Raw genomic sequence first — 15,950 nt, forward strand, 5'->3', positions numbered from 1 at the left:
AGGATTCCCGATGCCCCGTTTTGCCGCCAATCTCTCCATGATGTTCACAGAGGTGCCATTCCTCGACAGGTTCGACGCGGCCGCCCAGGCTGGCTTCACCGCGGTCGAATTTCTCTTCCCTTACGACCATCCGGTCGAAGCGGTCGGCGAGCGGCTCAAGCGCAACGGCCTGACGCAGGCGCTGTTCAACCTGCCGCCGGGCGACTGGAATGCCGGCGAGAAGGGCTTTGCAGCGCTGCCGTCGCGTTTCTCCGATCTCAAGGCGAGCCTGGAGACGGCGCTGCCTTATGCAAAGGCCACCGGCGTCAAGCGGCTGCATTTGATGGCCGGAATCGCCAATCGCAGCGAGCGCGTTGCGATCGAGGCCTTCTATAAATCGGTGGCATGGGCCGCGGAATTCTTCGCGCCGCACGGCATCGACGTGGTGATCGAGCCGATCAACGCCCGCAACGTGCCCGGCTACTTCCTCAACGATTTCGATTTCGCTCGCGACCTGATCCAGGAGTTGCGGCTTCCGAACCTGAAGCTCCAGTTCGACATCTATCACTGCCAGATCATTCATGGCGACGTCACCATGCGGCTGCGCGAGATGATGCCGATCATCGGCCACATCCAGATCGCCAGCATTCCCTCGCGCAACGAGCCCGATGATGAGGAGCTGAACTATCCGTTCCTGTTCGACGAGCTCGACCGGCTCGGCTATGCCGGTTTCGTCGGCTGCGAATACAATCCGCGCGGCAAGACCACCGACGGTCTTGCCTGGTTCAAGCCCTATGCGGGAGTGAGACCGTGACCCTTGCCTTGGGCTGCATCGCCGACGATTACACCGGCGCCTCCGATCTCGCCAACACGCTGACGCGCGCAGGCCTGCGTACCGTCCAGACGATCGGCGTGCCCGCGGACGATCTGGGGCTGCCCGAGGTCGACGCTGTCGTGGTGTCGCTGAAGAGCCGCTCGATTGCGGCGGGACTTGCGGTTTCGCGCTCACGCGCGGCCGAGACATGGCTGCGCGGCCGCGGCGCGCGCCATGTGCTGTTCAAGATCTGCTCGACCTTCGATTCCACCGACGCTGGCAATATCGGGCCGGTGATGGACGCGCTACGCGCCGATTGCGGCGAGGCCATCGTGCTGGTGACGCCGGCCTTTCCCGAGACCGGCCGCACCCTCTACCAGGGCAACCTCTTCGTCGGCGCCGTACCGCTGAACGAGAGCCCGTTGAAGGACCATCCGCTCAACCCGATGCACGATTCCAACCTGGTGCGCGTGCTGGCGCGGCAGAGCAAAACCCGGATCGGCCTCGTCGACCTCGCCACCGTCACCCGCGGCACGGACGCCGTTCGGGTGCGGCTGGCCGAGCTTGCGGGCAAGGGCATCGGCGCGGCCATCATCGACGCCGTGTTCGACCGAGATCTCGAGACCATCGGCCTCGTCGCCGCCGATCACCGGCTGTCGGTCGGCGCATCCGGCATCGGCCTCGGGCTCGCGCGCGCGCTGGTTTCGACCGGCAAGGTCAAGTCGGCCGCCATGGGCAGCGAGCAGGGGGCCGCTGTCGGCGGACAGGTGGCGTGTCTTGCGGGAAGTTGCTCGCAGGCCACCCTGCAGCAGATCGCCAACGCCGAACGAGTTATGCCGGTGCTTCGTCTGGATTCAGACCGTATTCTTACGGGGGCGGGTGAAGTGCAGCAAGCAATGGACTGGGCGCGACCGCGCCTCGCCGATGGGCCGGTGTTGATTGCGTCGAGCGCGACACCTGATCAGGTCGCCGCACTCCAGGCGCGCCATGGTCGCGACGCAGCCGGCCACGCCATCGAGCAGACGATGGCAGATATTGCCGAAACTCTCGTGAGCTCGGGCGTGCGACGATTGGTCGTCGCCGGTGGCGAGACGTCCGGTGCCGTCGTTGATCGGTTAAGGATTCCTGGATTTCTCGTAGGAGCGGAAATCGCGGCCGGCGTGCCGGTTTTGCGCGCAGTCGGCGCCGAGGCGGGCGAGATGTTGCTTGCCCTGAAGTCCGGAAATTTCGGCGGTCCCGAGTTTTTCTCGGACGCGGTCAGGCTCATGCGCTGAACGCAGGGCCTTCTTAGGCGCCTGTTCACTACTTTGGGGTTCCGTACCCGCTCGGTCGCAGTCGACATCTGCCCAGATGCTTTGACGTCGGTGCTGCGTCCTTGGGGGGATTCGTACGTCCCCATACGCGAGCCCGCGCCAGCACAACGAGACCCGACCATGTTCGCCAAGACCTCCATCCGTGCCAAGATCATCAGTGTCGTGGCGTTCCTGCTGCTCGCAATGGCCGGCATGGGTGTGCTCGCCGTCATGAAGATGCGAGCCATCAATGCCAATACGGTCGACATTACCACGAACTGGATGCCGAGCGTGCGCGTGCTCGGCGACCTCAGGGCGGCTGTCATTACGTACCGCAACGTGGTGCGCGAGCACATGCTTGCCGAGACCCTCGACGAAAAGCTCGACAACGAGCAGACGGCGGTGACGGTTACCGAGGCCCTGGTCAAGGCGCGCAAGAGCTACGAAGCGATGATCGTCTCGCCCGAGGAGCGCGCACTCTACACCGAATGGTCCAGGCTATGGGCCGAATACCAGAGGGGTGTCGAGGAGGTCATGGAGAAGTCGCGCATGGAGTTCGGCAAGGTCCCCCACCAAGCCCACGAGCTGAATTCCAAGACGGTCAACAAGATCGGCCTGAAGTCCGATGAAGTCTTGCAGAAGGCCATCGAGCTCAACAATCGTGGCGGCAATCGTGCCGCTGCGGACGCCGCCGACACCTACTACGACGCGCTCCTGTTGGTCGCGACCATCCTTGGCGCCGCCATCGTCTCGGGCCTCGGCGTCGGCTTCTATCTGGTCCGCGACGTCTCCAGCGGTATCAACTCCATTACCCTGCCGATGCAGGCGCTGGGCGAGGGCGACCTGTCCGCCGAGGTCCCGCATCGCGGCGAGAAGACGGAGATCGGCGCCATGGCCGACGTGCTCCAGATCTTCAAGCAGGCACTGATCGCCAAGAAGGCTGCCGACGAAGCCGCCGCGGCCGACGCCGAAGCCAAGATCGAGCGCGGCCGCCGCGTCGACAACATCACTCGCGAATTCGAAACGATGATCGGCGAGATTGTCCAGACTGTGTCGTCGGCCTCCACCCAGCTAGAGGCCTCCGCCTCGACGCTGACGTCGACTGCCGACCGCTCGCAGAGATTGGCGACCACCGTTGCCGGCGCGTCGGAGGAAGCTTCGACCAACGTTCAGTCGGTGGCTTCGGCCACGGAGGAGATGGCATCGTCGGTCGGCGAGATCAGCCGCCAGGTGCAGGAATCGGCGCGGATGGCCGGCGACGCCGTCGGTCAGGCCCGCGTCACCACCGAGCGCGTCAGCGAGCTCTCGAGGGCTGCTTCGCGTATCGGTGACGTCGTCGAGCTGATCAACACCATCGCCGGGCAGACCAACCTGCTCGCGCTGAATGCCACCATCGAGGCAGCCCGCGCCGGCGAAGCCGGCCGCGGCTTCGCCGTGGTGGCCTCCGAAGTGAAGGCGCTCGCTGAGCAGACCGCGAAGGCGACCGGCGAGATCGGCCAGCAGATTTCCGGCATCCAGGCGGCGACCAACGACTCGGTCGGCGCGATCAAGGAGATCTCCTCGACCATCGAGCGGCTCTCGGAAATCTCCTCGGCCATCGCGGCCGCGGTGGAAGAGCAGGGTGCTGCGACTCAGGAAATCGCTCGCAACGTGCAGCAGGCAGCCCATGGCACGCAGCAGGTCTCTTCCAACATCGTCGACGTGCAGCGCGGCGCGACCGAGACCGGCACGGCCTCCTCTCAGGTATTGTCGGCGGCCCAGATGCTCTCGAACGATTCGAGCCGGCTCAAGACCGAGGTCAGCAAATTCCTGACCAATGTCCGCGCTGCGTAGGCTGTCGAACATTTGGCGCAAAAAGGATGAGCGGCGCTCCCAGCGCCGCTCATTTCTTTTGTGCCACCGGTAGCCCGATGTCGCTTACAGGTAGCATCATATAGATTTACCCGTAAACCTACGGTGGGCCAGTTTCATTGATAGTTAAATTCGCTTTACAAGAATTGCAACAGACGACTCGAAAAGCGGCCGTCCGAATTGGAATGAGTTCGTAGTCAATTCATTTTGGGGCTCAAATGCGCAAGAATTTTCCTGTCAACGACGTCGAATATCCCGTGAGTGACGAGACGCTGATCGTCTCGCGCACCGATCTCAAAGGCAAGCTCACCTATTTCAACGATGATTTCATCGCGGCCGCCGGCTTCTCGTCGGCGGAATTGGTGGGTCAGCCGCACAACATCGTCCGTCACCCCGATATGCCGCCGGAGGCATTCGACAATCTCTGGGACACGCTGAAGGCCGGCAAGCCGTGGCTCGGCGCGGTGAAGAACCGCCGCAAGAACGGCGACTTCTACTGGGTGCTGGCGACGGCTTCGCCGATCCGCGAGAACGGCCAGGTCAAGGGTTACACCTCGATCCGGACCAAGCTGCCGGCCGATCAGCGCAAGCTCGCCGAACAGGTTTACGCAGCGATCCGCGAGAACAGGTCGCATGACTATCGAATCGACGGCGGCATCATCCGACGCCGCTCCTGGCTCGACGGCTTCGCCATATTCACCAGGACGCTGAAGGCGCGCCTCGTGACGATGATGGCGCTGCAGACGCTGTTCATGTTGGCGCTCGCTGTCGTCGGGGTGCTGTCCGCCGGTGGTTCGGCCGGTCTGATCCTGTCGCTGCTGGCCGTCGCGGGCACGGGCATCGTCGGTTTCGCCGGCCTTGCGACCGTGCGGGCGATCCAGGGGCCGATGCAGCACCTCAACGATACCCTGGTCAACCTGGTCCAGGACAAGCTCGACAATCGCATCGTCATTGAGCGCGACGACGAGGTTGGCGAGGCGCTGCGCAACCTGCAGACCGTGCAGACCATCATCCGCTTCAGCCGTGACGAGGTGCAGGCGGTGCAGCGCCGTGCCGAGGCCCAGCGCAAAGCCGACATGACGAAGCTCGCCAACGGCTTTGAGGCTGCAATCGGCGAGATAGTCGAGACCGTCTCGTCGGCCGCGACCGAACTTGAGGCCTCGGCTTCGACCTTGTCGTCGACCGCGGGCGGCGCACAGGAATTGTCGGTCGCGGTCGCGGCAGGCTCCGAAGAAGCTTCCGCCAACGTTCATTCGGTGGCGACGGCCGCCGAGGAGATGTCATCGTCGGTGCGTGAGATCAGCCGGCAGGTCCAGGATTCATCCCGGATCGCGAGCGAAGCGGTCAAGCAGGCCCACGCCACCACCGACCGTGTCAGCGAGTTGTCCCGGGCCGCCGCGCGAATTGGCGACGTCGTTGAGCTCATCAACGCCATCGCCGGCCAGACCAACCTCCTGGCGCTGAACGCCACCATCGAAGCGGCGCGTGCGGGCGAGGCCGGTCGTGGTTTCGCCGTCGTTGCTTCCGAGGTGAAGGCGCTCGCCGAGCAGACCGCCAAGGCCACCGGCGAGATCGGCCAGCAGGTCGGCGGCATCCAGTCCGCAACGCAGGAGTCGGTGAGCGCCATCAGCGAAATCAGCGGCACCATTGCGCGCTTGTCGGAGATCTCCTCGGCGATCGCTGCGGCCGTGGAGCAGCAGGGCGCGGCCACTCAGGAGATCGCCCGCAACGTGCAGCAGGCCGCCCAGGGTACCCAGCAGGTGTCGTCGAATGTCGGTGACGTTCAGCGCGGCGCCGCAGAGACCGGGTCGGCTTCGTCTCAGGTGCTGTCGGCCGCACAGATGCTGTCCCGCGACTCCAATCGCCTCAAGCTCGAGGTCGGCAAGTTCCTGAGCTCGGTCCGCGCCGCCTGAAACGCGACGTCGTTACGCCACCCGCCACTCCGGCACGCCATCGGCGGCCATCGCGATCTCGCCGAGCGAACCCACCGGCGTGCGGTTCATGTCGAGCAATCGCGCCAGCGTCGCACGATCACCCGCAGGAATCCGCCCAAGCGTGCGCCGATCATCCTCGGTGCGCAGCATCACCACGCCGTGCTCGACCTCGCCGCCACGGCCATAGAGCACCGTGAAGCTCTCGACCTTCCCCTTGCCCGATGCTTCCGTGACGAACTCCGGCACCGCTCGCTTGTTGCGGTCGGCCTCGCCTTGCACGTTCGTCCCCTGCGCCATCGTCTCACGCGGCGCCGCCTTCGACACCACCAGCGCGTGATGCTTGGTCACGAAGCCGCCCTGGCCGTAGAGCAGGCCGAGCCCGGCGCCCTCGCGCAAGCGCCGCACCATCGCGCAGGTCGCGTGGGTCATGTAGCTGTTGAGCGGCGCGCCGAAGAAGGTGAGGCCGCCGGTCCCGGTGGGCTGTACGTCGGCGGAAAGGCCCAGCGTCCGCCGCGCCATTTTCGGCACGCAGGGGAAGCAGCTATAGAGCTCGATCGCATCGAATTTTTTGCCGCTGCCGCCGGCGATGTCCATCACGGCTCTCAAAACCGCGTTCTGCGGATGGCTCTCATAGAACTGGTCGCGCAGGAGATAGTCGGGCGGGTCCTCGGCCGAGGCGCCGCCGAGCGGAAAGACCAGCTTGCCCGCCGCGATGCCGAGCGCGCGCGCCTTGGCAAGGCTGGTGAGCAGCAGCGCGCCACCCATGTTGACGCTTGGGTTGGCCACCATGAGCTTGTTGTAGGGCCACGCGATCAGGCGGTTGTCCGCCGTCGGCGTCGTGATCTCCTCCGGCGCATAGCGCCGCTTCAGCCAGGCATTGGGATTTTTGGCGGCCACCTCCGAATAGCGCGACCACAGCGTTCCTGACTCCGCCATGGACTCGCGCGGCGTCTGGCCCCAATGCGCGGAGGAGGCGGCCTCGTAGAATGGATAGACCGTGACAGGGCGGAACACGCCAAGTTTCACGGCGAGCGGCTTCTGAAACGCCGCACCGCGCTTCGGCTCCGCGACATCGTGCGCGAAGGGTGTCCATGGCAGCTTGACGCCTGCGCGCTCGGCCTTGGTCACCGTCGATTGCGCTTCGGCGCCGCAGACCGCCGCCACCGTGCATTCGCCTCGTGCGATGCGTTTTGCCGCCTCATGGATATAGCGGATCGGGGTCTCGCCGCCGACCGGACCGTAATAGCAATGCGCAGGCTGGATCCCGAGGCGTTGCGCCAGCAGCTTTTCCGGATCGCGATAACGCCAGCTCAGGAAGTTGACGACGTCGAGCGACTGGATCTCGCCGAGCAGCTTTGCGCCGGCATCTTGTTCGGCGCGCTGCAGCGCCTGTTCGAGGAGATCGAGCGGTTCGAGGCCCTCGGTGATCTCCTTCGGGCGGTCGACGATCTCGCCGATGCCGACGATGACGGGGATGCGGTCTTCAGGGGTGTTGGTCTTGTCGGTCATTCTTTAATTCACGATGTCAGTTGTTGCGTCATTGCGAGCACAGCGAAGCAATCCAGAATCTTTCCGCAGAGGCAGTCTGGATTGCTTCGCTGCGCTCGCAATGACAGGAGGGCCTACTCCGCCACCAGCGCATTCATGTGTTCGACGGCTTCGGCAAACTCTTCTTTGAACTCCTGCACCACGGCGCCGGCCGACTTCACGCTGTCGATCAGTCCGACGCCCTGGCCGACGAAATAGCTGACGAGATCGCGCGCCCTGGCATTGCCGCTCGCTGCTGCGCGATCGATCGAGTTGAAGGCATCCCGGCTGATGATGCTCTGAAGCGGCATTGGCAGCGCGCCGGGGCTTTCCGGCGCGCGGTCCCAGGCGTCGGTCCAGACCGAGCGGAGCTGCCGCGCCGGTTTTCCGGTCCGCCCTTTCGAGCGGACCGCATCGCGCGAGGACGCCGCGATCATCTTCTCGCGGAAGATCTCGCTGGTCTCGGACTCGACGGTGGCAAGCCACACCGAGCCGGTCCAGGCGCCGGCCGCGCCCATCGCCATGCACGCAGCCATCTGCCGGCCGGTCATGATGCCGCCGGCTGCGAGCACCGGCACGTCACGGACCTTCTTGATCGCCTTGATCACCTCCGGCACCAGCACCATGGTGGAGACCTCGCCGCAATGCCCGCCGGCCTCGGTGCCCTGCACCACGAGGATGTCGACACCGGCCGCGACCTGGCGCAGCGCGTGCTCCTTGGCGCCGACGAGGGCGGCAACCGGCACGTTGTGCTTCTTGCCCATCTCGATCATCGCCCTCGGCGGCACGCCGAGCGCATTCGCGATCAATCGGATCGGATGATTGAAGGACACTTCGAGCAGCTCCAGCGCCGTCTTGGCATCGAACGGCTGCGGCTGGTCAGCGGCGACCTCGGTGGTCGTCAGCTCGATATCGTACTTCTTCAGCAGATCCCTGGTGTATTTGCGGTGCTCCTGCGGCACGCGCGCTTCCAGGCTCCTCCAGGTCACGTCTTTTTCGCCAGACGTCGCGATATTTTCAGGGATGAGCACGTCGATGCCATAGGGCTTGCCATCAACATGCGCGTCGATCCATTGCAGCTCGCGTTCGAGCGTATCGGGCGTATGCACGGTGGCGCCGAGCACGCCAAAGCCGCCGGCGCGGCTGACGGCGGCAACGACATCGCGGCAGTGGCTGAAGGCGAGCAGTGGGAACTCGATCCCCAGCATGTCGCAGATCGGCGATTTCATGTTTCTCTCCCTGCGCCCTTCGGGTTGGTCTTCTTGTTTTGCGTTGCGTGGACCGTTCGACGCTAGCCCTTCGTTGCCCGTGATGCCACGCCGGATTTGGACGAGCATCTTGCGCGCAGGCGTTGCCTCGTGGACGAACCACTCTGCTGCAGAAGATAGTTGAGAGCCTCAAGACAGGTCGGCCAGTGCGGCCGGACCACCAGCCCCGCGGGGTGGCGACGGGCTAACTCGGATGCATGACACCGCGCCGAGGCCCGCGTCGGACGCAGGGCCGGCGGGGCTTGCCATCGGCTCTTCGCGGGCTAATTAATGCAGGCGCATCTTTCCGCCGGAGCCCTTCGCATGACCGACGCCCCCGCCTACGTGCCGCCCAAAGTCTGGACCTGGAACAAGGAGAATGGCGGTCAGTTCGCCAACATCAACCGACCGATCGCCGGCGCGACCCACGACAAGGAGCTGCCGGTCGGCAAGCACCCCCTCCAGCTGTATTCGCTGGCGACGCCGAACGGGGTGAAAGTCACGGTCATGCTGGAGGAGCTGCTGGCGCTCGGTCACAAGGGCGCAGAGTATGACGCCTGGCTGATCAGAATAGGCAATGGCGACCAGTTCGGCAGCGGCTTTGTCGACATCAATCCGAACTCGAAAATCCCGGCGCTGATGGATCGCTCGGGCCCGGAGCCGGTCCGTGTGTTCGAATCCGGATCGATCCTGTTCTACCTCGCCGAGAAGTTCGCCGCCTTCCTGCCCAAGGACATCAAGACCCGCACCGAGGCGATGTCCTGGCTGTTCTGGCAGATGGGCAGTGCGCCTTATCTCGGCGGCGGCTTCGGCCATTTCTACGCCTATGCGCCGTTCAAGATCGAATACGCCATCGACCGCTTCGCGATGGAGGTCAAGCGCCAGCTCGACGTGCTCGACCGTCGCCTGGCCGACAACGAATATCTCGCGGGCAAGGAGTACACGATCGCCGACATGGCGGTGTGGCCGTGGTACGGCGCGCTCGCCAAGGGGCTCGTCTACGGCGCCGGCGAGTTTTTGTCGGTGCAGGACTACAAGAATGTCCAGCGCTGGACCGACCAGATCGCGCAGCGTCCCGCCGTAAAGCGCGGCCGCATGGTCAACCGCGTCTCCGGCGATCCCGCCAGCCAGCTCCACGAGCGCCACGACGCGAGTGACTTCGAGACCAAGACCCAGGACAAGCTCGCGCCGGCGACTTAGGTCTCCTGCTTCACCTCTCCCCGCTTGCGGGGAGAGGTGAAAGGGAGAGGCTACGCCATGCTCAGTTCGTGGCGGCCCACCACCATCCAGTGCACCTCGTCCGGACCGTCGGCAAAGCGCAGGTGACGGACGTCCTGGTACATCTCGGCCAGCGGGGTCCAGTGCGAGATGCCGGTGGCACCGTGCATCTGGATCGCCTGGTCGATGATCTTGCAGGCGCGCTCGGGCACCATGGCCTTGACCATGGAGACCCAGACGCGGGCCTCCTTGTTGCCGAGCACGTCCATCGCCTTGGCGGCCTTCAGCACCATCAGCCGCATCGCCTCGATCTCGCAGCGGGCCTGCGCGATGATCTGCATGTTGCCGCCGAGATGGGCGATCTTCTTGCCGAAGGCTTCGCGGGTGAGGCCGCGCTGCACCATCAGATCGAGCGCCTTCTCGGCCTTGCCGATGGTGCGCATGCAGTGATGGATGCGGCCCGGGCCGAGGCGAAGCTGCGAGATCTCGAAGCCGCGGCCTTCGCCAAGCAACATGTTCTCCTTCGGCACCCGGACATTGTTGAAGCGCATGTGCATGTGGCCGCGCGGGGCGTGGTCCTGGCCGAACACGTACATCGGCCCGAGCACTTCGACGCCGGGCGTGTCGCGCGGCACCAGGATCTGCGACTGCTGCTTGCTCGGGGCCGCATCCGGATTGGTCTTCACCATCACGATGAGGATCTTGCAGCGTGGATCGCCGAGACCGGAGATGTAGTACTTCTCGCCGTTGATCACCCACTCGTCGCCGACAAGCTTTGCGGTCGTCGAAATGTTCTTGGCGTCGGAGGAGGCGACATTCGGCTCGGTCATGACATAGGCCGAGCGGATCTCGCCGTTGAGCAGCGGCTTGAGCCACTTCTCCTTCTGCTCCTTGGTGCCGACGCGCTCCAGCACCTCCATGTTGCCGGTGTCGGGCGCCGAGCAATTCATTGTTTCCGACGCCAACGGGCTCTTGCCGAGCTCGGCGGCGATATAGGCATAGTCGAGGTTCTTCAGGCCCTGGCCGGTCTCGTCATCGGGCAGGAAGAAGTTCCACAAGCCCTCCTGCTTGGCCTTGTTCTTCGCCTTCTCCAGCACCTCGAGCTGCTTCGGCGTGAAGCTCCAGCGATCCTCCTTGCCTTCGCCGGCCTTGGCAAATTCGATCGACATCGGTTCCACGGTGTCGCGGATGAACTTCTTGACGTGATCATAAAGCGGCCGAACCTGGTCCGACATGCGCAGATCATTGAGCTCGTCGCCGGGATTGAGCGTGTAGTTGGTGGTGCGGGGAATGTAGGCGTGCTTTGTCATTGTTCCTCCCGGGGTCGCTGAGATCGTTCTCTACGCAAGAATAGTCGCAGCGCGGCGAAAGTGCGAGCGTGCATTTTCGCGCGAGCCATGCCATGCGATGGAATATCGCGAAGGCGTTTGAAATGTTGTTTGAATGGTGCTGGAGAAGGCGGTAGGCGCCCGCCTCATACTCCGCTGTCATCGCCCGGCGAAGACCGGGCGATCCAGTATTCCAGAGACAGCGATGATTGAATCGAGAAGCAGCGGCGTACTGGATGCCCCGGACAAGCCGGGGCATGACAGCGGTGGTTGCAGCGGAATCAGTTCGGCATCCGGTGCATCGCACAGATCTTGTTGCCGTCGAGGTCACGCAAATAGGCGAGATACAGCTTCACGCCCGAACCTTCGCGCACACCGGGCGGATCTTCGATCGAAGTGCCGCCGGCTGCGATGCCGGCCGCATGCCACGCCTCGACCTGCTCCGGCGAGTTGGCAGCAAAGCCGATGGTGCCGCCGTTCGCGCACGTCGCCGGTTCGCCGTTGATCGGCTTCGACACCGAGAACACGCCGGTCTTGGTGATGTAGAAGATGCGGTGGCCGTCGACCCTGGCCGGCCGCACCTCGAGCGTGCCGAGCAGCTTGTCGTAGAAGGTCTTGGCCTTGTCGAGGTCGTTGGTGCCGATCATGACATGTGAGAACATTTGCCCCTCCTTTAATGGTTGTCGAAATCAAAACGCCGTATAGCCGCCGTCGATCACGAACGTATCCGCGGTGTGATACGACGACGCCTTGCTCATCAGGTACACCGCGATGCCGCCGAAATCGGATGCCTCGCCGAAGCGGCGCATCGGAATCCGCGGCATCACGTTGGCGACGAATTTTTCGTTGGCCATCAGACCCGCCGTCATATCGCTCTTGATCCAGCCGGGCAGGATCGCATTGGCGGTGACGCCGTGGCGGGCGAGCTCGACGCCGAGCGCGCGCACCAGCGCGTTGATCGCGGCCTTGGTCGCAGCATAATGCTCGTTGCGGGCGGTGCCGAAGATCGAGGCGAGGCTCGAGGTCGCGACCAGCCGGCCGAAAGGATCGCCGGCATTGGCGCGCTCGGTCATGTGCTTTGCGGCCGCTTGAAAAGCGTGGAACACGCCGTCGAGATTGGTCGCAAACATCGTGCGCCATTCCTCCTCGGTGCGCTCGATGAAGGACCTGCGGCCGCCGCCGCCGATGCCGGCGTTGGCGAAGCAGCCGTCGACCCGGCCGAAAATGTCGAGGGTCGCCTTCATCGCCGCATTGACCGAGGCGGGATCGGTGACGTCGCAGACGCGTATATCGACCTTGCCTGACAGCCCCGCCATGCTTGCGGCAGCTGCCTTGTTCTTGTCGGCATTGCGGCCCCAGATCGAGACGTTACAGCCCTGGCCCGCGAGCGCCTGTGCAATGCCAAGTCCGATGCCGCCATTGCCGCCGGTGATCACGGCGACGCGGCCGGAGAGGTCGAAGAGATTCATGGCACATTTCCTCTTCCTGGTGCGCGGCGCACCAGCCGCTGCGCACAAGATTGCCTGCTATACGCCGATCACCATGGACAAGACCGTGCCAAAAATCAAATATGCGCCCCGGCAAAATTAATTCCGGCCTGCGAAACTGACGCGGGCCGCAACGCACGAGGAAACCATGCAGTTCAAACACGTCACGCTCGATTTCGATGGCTTGGTCGCAATTCTCAAGCTCGACCATCAGGAGGTGATGAACGCAGTCTCCGTTGACATGCTGGGCGGTCTTGCCGAGGCGCTCGATGCGATCGAGGAGAAGAAGGACGAGGTGCGCTGCGTCGTGCTGACCGGCGCGGGCCGCGCGTTCTGCACGGGCGCGAATTTGCAAGGGCGCAACAACCAATCGAAGAAGACCAAGGCCGGCCTGACGCTCGAGACCGGCTTTCATCCGTTCCTGCGCCGCATCCGCAATCTGCACTGTCCGATTGTCACTGCGGTGAACGGCCCGGCCGCCGGCGCGGGCATGAGCTTCGCGCTGCTCGGCGACATGATTTTGTGCGCGCGTTCCTCGTACTTCCTGCAGGCCTTCCGCCGCATCGGCCTGGTGCCGGATTGCGGCTCGACCTGGCTCTTGCCGCGCCTCATCGGCCGCGCGCGCTCGATCGAATTGTCGCTGATGGGCGAGCGCCTGCCGGCCGAGAAGGCGCTGGAATGGGGCCTCGTCAACCGCGTCTATGATGACGGCGTGCTGATGGAAGAGGCGATGAAGCTCGCGCGCGAGCTCGCCAGCGGTCCGACGGTCGCACTATCGCTGATCCGCAAGCTCTACTGGGACAGCCCGGAAAACTCCTTCGAGGATCAGCTCAATCTCGAATTCCAGTGTCAGCTCCGCGCCGGCGATACCCAGGACTTCCGCGAGGGCGTCGGCGCGTTCCTGGAGAAGCGGCCCGCGCAGTTCAAAGGCAAATGATCGAGGCGGAACTTTCACGCAGCGTTACGCGCTGGTGCCCGGGCGCGACCGGCGTCACCGGCGCGGCCAAATTGTCGGGCGGCGCCAGTCAGGAAACCTGGCGGTTCGATATAACACATCCCGACGGGCCGATCGGCGCGATCCTGCGCCGCTCGCCGAAGGGCTACGGCGCGGCCCCGACGCGCGCGGCCGGCCTTGCAGCCGAAGCGCGGTTAATGCAGCTCGCTTATGACGCGGGCGTGCCGTCGCCACGCGTGATGCATGTGCTGACACCGGAGGATGATCTCGGCACCGGTTTCATCATGCAGCGCGTCGAGGGTGAGACCATCGCGCGCAAGATTCTTCGCGATGATGAGTTCGCAGCGGTGCGCCCGCGTCTCGCGGGGCAGATCGGTGGCATTCTCGCAGCTCTTCATCGATTGGCGCTGGACCAATTGCCCGAGCTGCGCAGCCGCGGCGCGACCCAAGAGATCTCCGAGTTCGAGCGCGACTATCGCAGCCTGAACTGGCCGAAGCCCGTGTTCGAGCTGGCGCTGCGGTGGCTGCGCGACCACGATCCCGGCCCCTCCGGCGAGACCACGCTGGTGCATGGCGATTTCCGCAACGGCAACCTCATCATCGGCGCCGAAGGCGTCCGCGCCGTGCTCGACTGGGAGCTCGCTCATCTCGGTGACCCCATGGAGGATCTCGGCTGGGTCTGCGTCAACTCCTGGCGCTTCGGCGAGATCGACAAGCCCGTCGGCGGCTTTGGTTCGCGTGAGGAGCTGCTCGCCGGCTATGAGGCCGCTGGCCGCAGGGTTGATCCTGAACGCGTAAAATTCTGGGAAGTGATGGGGACGCTGCGTTGGGGCATCATGTGCGGCGGCATGATGCAGCGGTTTCGCCAGGGGCCTGACCATTCGATGGAGCGCGCCATGATTGGTCGCCGCGCCAGCGAAACCGAGATCGATCTGTTGCGGCTGCTGGCGCCGCGGGGAGGTTAGGCATGCAGGATGAACCGACGCCGATCGAGCTGACCAGAGCGGTCGGCGATTTCCTCCGCAATGACATCGCGCCGCTGATCTCCGGCCATCAGGCTTTCAAGCTGCGCGTCGCCATCAACATCCTCGATCTCGTCGCGCGGCAGCTGACGCTGGAAGAGGCGAGCGATGCGAGGGAGGTAGCGCGCCTGCGCGCGCTGCTTGGTATCGACGGATCTGTGGTCGATCTCAATCGCGTGCTCGCCGAGCGGATCGCCAAGGGCGAGGTTGATCTCGCGACGCCCGGTCTTGCCGAGCATCTCTGGGCCACCACCATGGACAAGCTCGCAGTCGATCAGCCGAACTATGGGTCCTACAAGCGGGAGCTGGGGCGGGGCGGGTAGCTGTCTCCTCGTCATTGCGAGGAGCTCTTGCGACGAAGCAATCCAGACTTTCTCCGCGGAAAGATTCTGGATTGCTTCGCTGCGCTCGCAATGACGCCGGAAAGGACCGCCTACTTCCCCATCCATTTCGGTGGCCGCTTCTCCGCGAACGCCTTTGGTCCCTCGATGTAATCCTGTGAGGCCACCATCGCCTGCACCGCCGGATACTCCCGTTGTTCCGTGATCGCCTGCTCCAGCGAGACGCCGAGCCCCTTCTGGATCGCCTGCTTCGAGGCCCGGATCGACATCGGCGAGTTCTTGGTGATCATCTCGGCCCAGCGCAGCGCGGCCGCGAGCGCCTCGCCCTGCGGCACCACCTCGTTGACGAAGCCGAGCTCACGGCCTTCCCTGGCGCTGACATGACGCGCGGTGAGGATCATGCCCATGGCGCGCTTCAGGCCGATCTGCCGCGGCAGCCTATGCAGGCCGCCCGCGAGCGCGGCGAGGCCAACGCGCGGCTCCGGCAGTGCGAAGGTCGCATTCTCCGACGCAATGATGAGGTCGCAGGCCAGCGCGATCTCGAAGCCGCCGCCCATGGCGACGCCGTTCACCGCGGCGATGATCGGCTTGTCGCAGTCGAATCGCGAAGTGAGACCTGCAAATCCGCCCTTGTCCCAGCCGCGTTTGCCGCCGGCGGCTTGCCACTTCAGATCGTTGCCGGCGCAGAATGCCTTGTCGCCGGCGCCGGTGACGATTGCGACCCATTGCGCAGGATCTGCGGAAAAATCGTCGAACACCTTGTTGAGCTCGAAATGCGCATCAATGTGCAGCGCGTTGTAGACCTCAGGCCGCGACAGCGTGACGATCGTGATCGGCCCCTTGCGTTCCACCTTGGAAAATTTCAGCTCCATCGCGCGTTCTCCGCATTTTCTCGTCAGGAATATCGGGGTCATACTACCGCGCGTGGGCGCCGGCGCGCCATCGAATTGCGCGG

15 protein-coding genes are annotated in these 15,950 nt (G+C 64.4%); 9 read left to right on the forward strand and 6 right to left on the reverse strand.

What is annotated here, in order from left to right; translation table 11 throughout:
* The first annotated feature begins 10 nt into the window (after positions 1 to 10).
* The 4 genes from otnI (at position 11) to XH88_RS21350 (ending at position 5,849) form a co-directional block, all read left to right on the forward strand.
* Positions 11 to 793: a 2-oxo-tetronate isomerase gene (otnI, locus tag XH88_RS21335; protein ID WP_271670205.1), complete on the forward strand. Its 783-nt coding sequence runs from the start codon at positions 11 to 13 to the stop codon at positions 791 to 793.
* The gene (gene otnK, locus XH88_RS21340; protein WP_271670206.1) at positions 790 to 2,067 is read left to right on the forward strand and encodes a 3-oxo-tetronate kinase; all 1,278 of its coding nucleotides are present in this window, start codon (positions 790 to 792) and stop codon (positions 2,065 to 2,067) included. The genes otnI and otnK overlap by 4 nt, the downstream gene beginning before the upstream one ends.
* A 159-nt stretch (positions 2,068 to 2,226) precedes the next feature.
* Positions 2,227 to 3,918: a methyl-accepting chemotaxis protein gene (locus XH88_RS21345; protein ID WP_271670207.1), complete on the forward strand. Its 1,692-nt coding sequence runs from the start codon at positions 2,227 to 2,229 to the stop codon at positions 3,916 to 3,918.
* Positions 3,919 to 4,154: 236 nt separating this feature from the next.
* Positions 4,155 to 5,849 (forward strand): methyl-accepting chemotaxis protein, encoded by a 1,695-nt coding sequence (locus tag XH88_RS21350; protein WP_271670208.1) that lies wholly within the window; start codon positions 4,155 to 4,157, stop codon positions 5,847 to 5,849.
* A gap of 12 nt (positions 5,850 to 5,861) precedes the next feature.
* On the opposite strand, the gene XH88_RS21355 is transcribed toward XH88_RS21350, so the two are convergent.
* Both XH88_RS21355 and XH88_RS21360 read right to left on the reverse strand, forming a co-directional pair.
* Complete coding sequence (locus XH88_RS21355; RefSeq protein ID WP_271670209.1) at positions 5,862 to 7,379, reverse strand: acetyl-CoA acetyltransferase; 1,518 nt, start codon at positions 7,377 to 7,379, stop codon at positions 5,862 to 5,864.
* Positions 7,380 to 7,492: 113 nt separating this feature from the next.
* The gene (locus XH88_RS21360; protein WP_271670210.1) at positions 7,493 to 8,626 is read right to left on the reverse strand and encodes a nitronate monooxygenase; all 1,134 of its coding nucleotides are present in this window, start codon (positions 8,624 to 8,626) and stop codon (positions 7,493 to 7,495) included.
* A 342-nt stretch (positions 8,627 to 8,968) separates the two neighbouring features.
* Between XH88_RS21360 and yghU the strand changes: the two genes are divergently transcribed.
* A complete protein-coding gene (gene yghU, locus XH88_RS21365) occupies positions 8,969 to 9,844 on the forward strand; it encodes a glutathione-dependent disulfide-bond oxidoreductase (RefSeq protein WP_271670211.1) in 876 nt (291 codons plus the stop codon).
* Between the two features lie 50 nt (positions 9,845 to 9,894).
* Here yghU and XH88_RS21370 read toward each other — a convergent pair whose 3' ends face one another.
* The 3 genes from XH88_RS21370 to XH88_RS21380 form a co-directional block, all read right to left on the reverse strand.
* Positions 9,895 to 11,172 carry an acyl-CoA dehydrogenase family protein gene (locus tag XH88_RS21370; RefSeq protein ID WP_027558632.1) on the reverse strand — a complete coding sequence of 426 codons (1,278 nt, stop codon included), beginning with the start codon at positions 11,170 to 11,172 and terminating at the stop codon, positions 9,895 to 9,897.
* 299 nt (positions 11,173 to 11,471) lie between these two features.
* Positions 11,472 to 11,852 carry a VOC family protein gene (locus XH88_RS21375; RefSeq protein ID WP_271670212.1) on the reverse strand — a complete coding sequence of 127 codons (381 nt, stop codon included), beginning with the start codon at positions 11,850 to 11,852 and terminating at the stop codon, positions 11,472 to 11,474.
* 27 nt (positions 11,853 to 11,879) lie between these two features.
* Positions 11,880 to 12,659: an SDR family NAD(P)-dependent oxidoreductase gene (locus tag XH88_RS21380; RefSeq protein ID WP_271670213.1), complete on the reverse strand. Its 780-nt coding sequence runs from the start codon at positions 12,657 to 12,659 to the stop codon at positions 11,880 to 11,882.
* Between XH88_RS21380 and XH88_RS21385 the strand changes: the two genes are divergently transcribed.
* Genes XH88_RS21385 through XH88_RS21400 form a run of 4 tightly spaced genes read left to right on the forward strand, consistent with a single transcriptional unit; the run spans position 12,658 to position 14,977 of the window.
* Positions 12,658 to 12,780: a hypothetical protein gene (locus tag XH88_RS21385; protein ID WP_271670214.1), complete on the forward strand. Its 123-nt coding sequence runs from the start codon at positions 12,658 to 12,660 to the stop codon at positions 12,778 to 12,780. The two genes, XH88_RS21380 and XH88_RS21385, sit on opposite strands and share 2 nt — an antisense overlap.
* Before the next feature lie 45 nt (positions 12,781 to 12,825).
* Entirely contained in the window at positions 12,826 to 13,614 is a 789-nt protein-coding gene (locus XH88_RS21390; RefSeq protein WP_271670215.1) for an enoyl-CoA hydratase/isomerase, read from the forward strand.
* Entirely contained in the window at positions 13,611 to 14,597 is a 987-nt protein-coding gene (locus tag XH88_RS21395; protein ID WP_271670216.1) for a phosphotransferase family protein, read from the forward strand. Before XH88_RS21390 ends, XH88_RS21395 begins: the two co-directional genes overlap by 4 nt.
* Positions 14,598 to 14,599: 2 nt before the next feature.
* Positions 14,600 to 14,977: a DUF6285 domain-containing protein gene (locus XH88_RS21400; protein ID WP_271670217.1), complete on the forward strand. Its 378-nt coding sequence runs from the start codon at positions 14,600 to 14,602 to the stop codon at positions 14,975 to 14,977.
* A gap of 110 nt (positions 14,978 to 15,087) precedes the next feature.
* Here the strand turns inward: XH88_RS21400 and XH88_RS21405 are convergent, their stop codons facing one another.
* Complete coding sequence (locus XH88_RS21405; protein WP_271670218.1) at positions 15,088 to 15,867, reverse strand: enoyl-CoA hydratase-related protein; 780 nt, start codon at positions 15,865 to 15,867, stop codon at positions 15,088 to 15,090.
* Positions 15,868 to 15,950: the final 83 nt, after the last annotated feature.

The organism is Bradyrhizobium sp. CCBAU 51627 (genome assembly GCF_028128765.1).
Classification (GTDB): domain Bacteria; phylum Pseudomonadota; class Alphaproteobacteria; order Rhizobiales; family Xanthobacteraceae; genus Bradyrhizobium.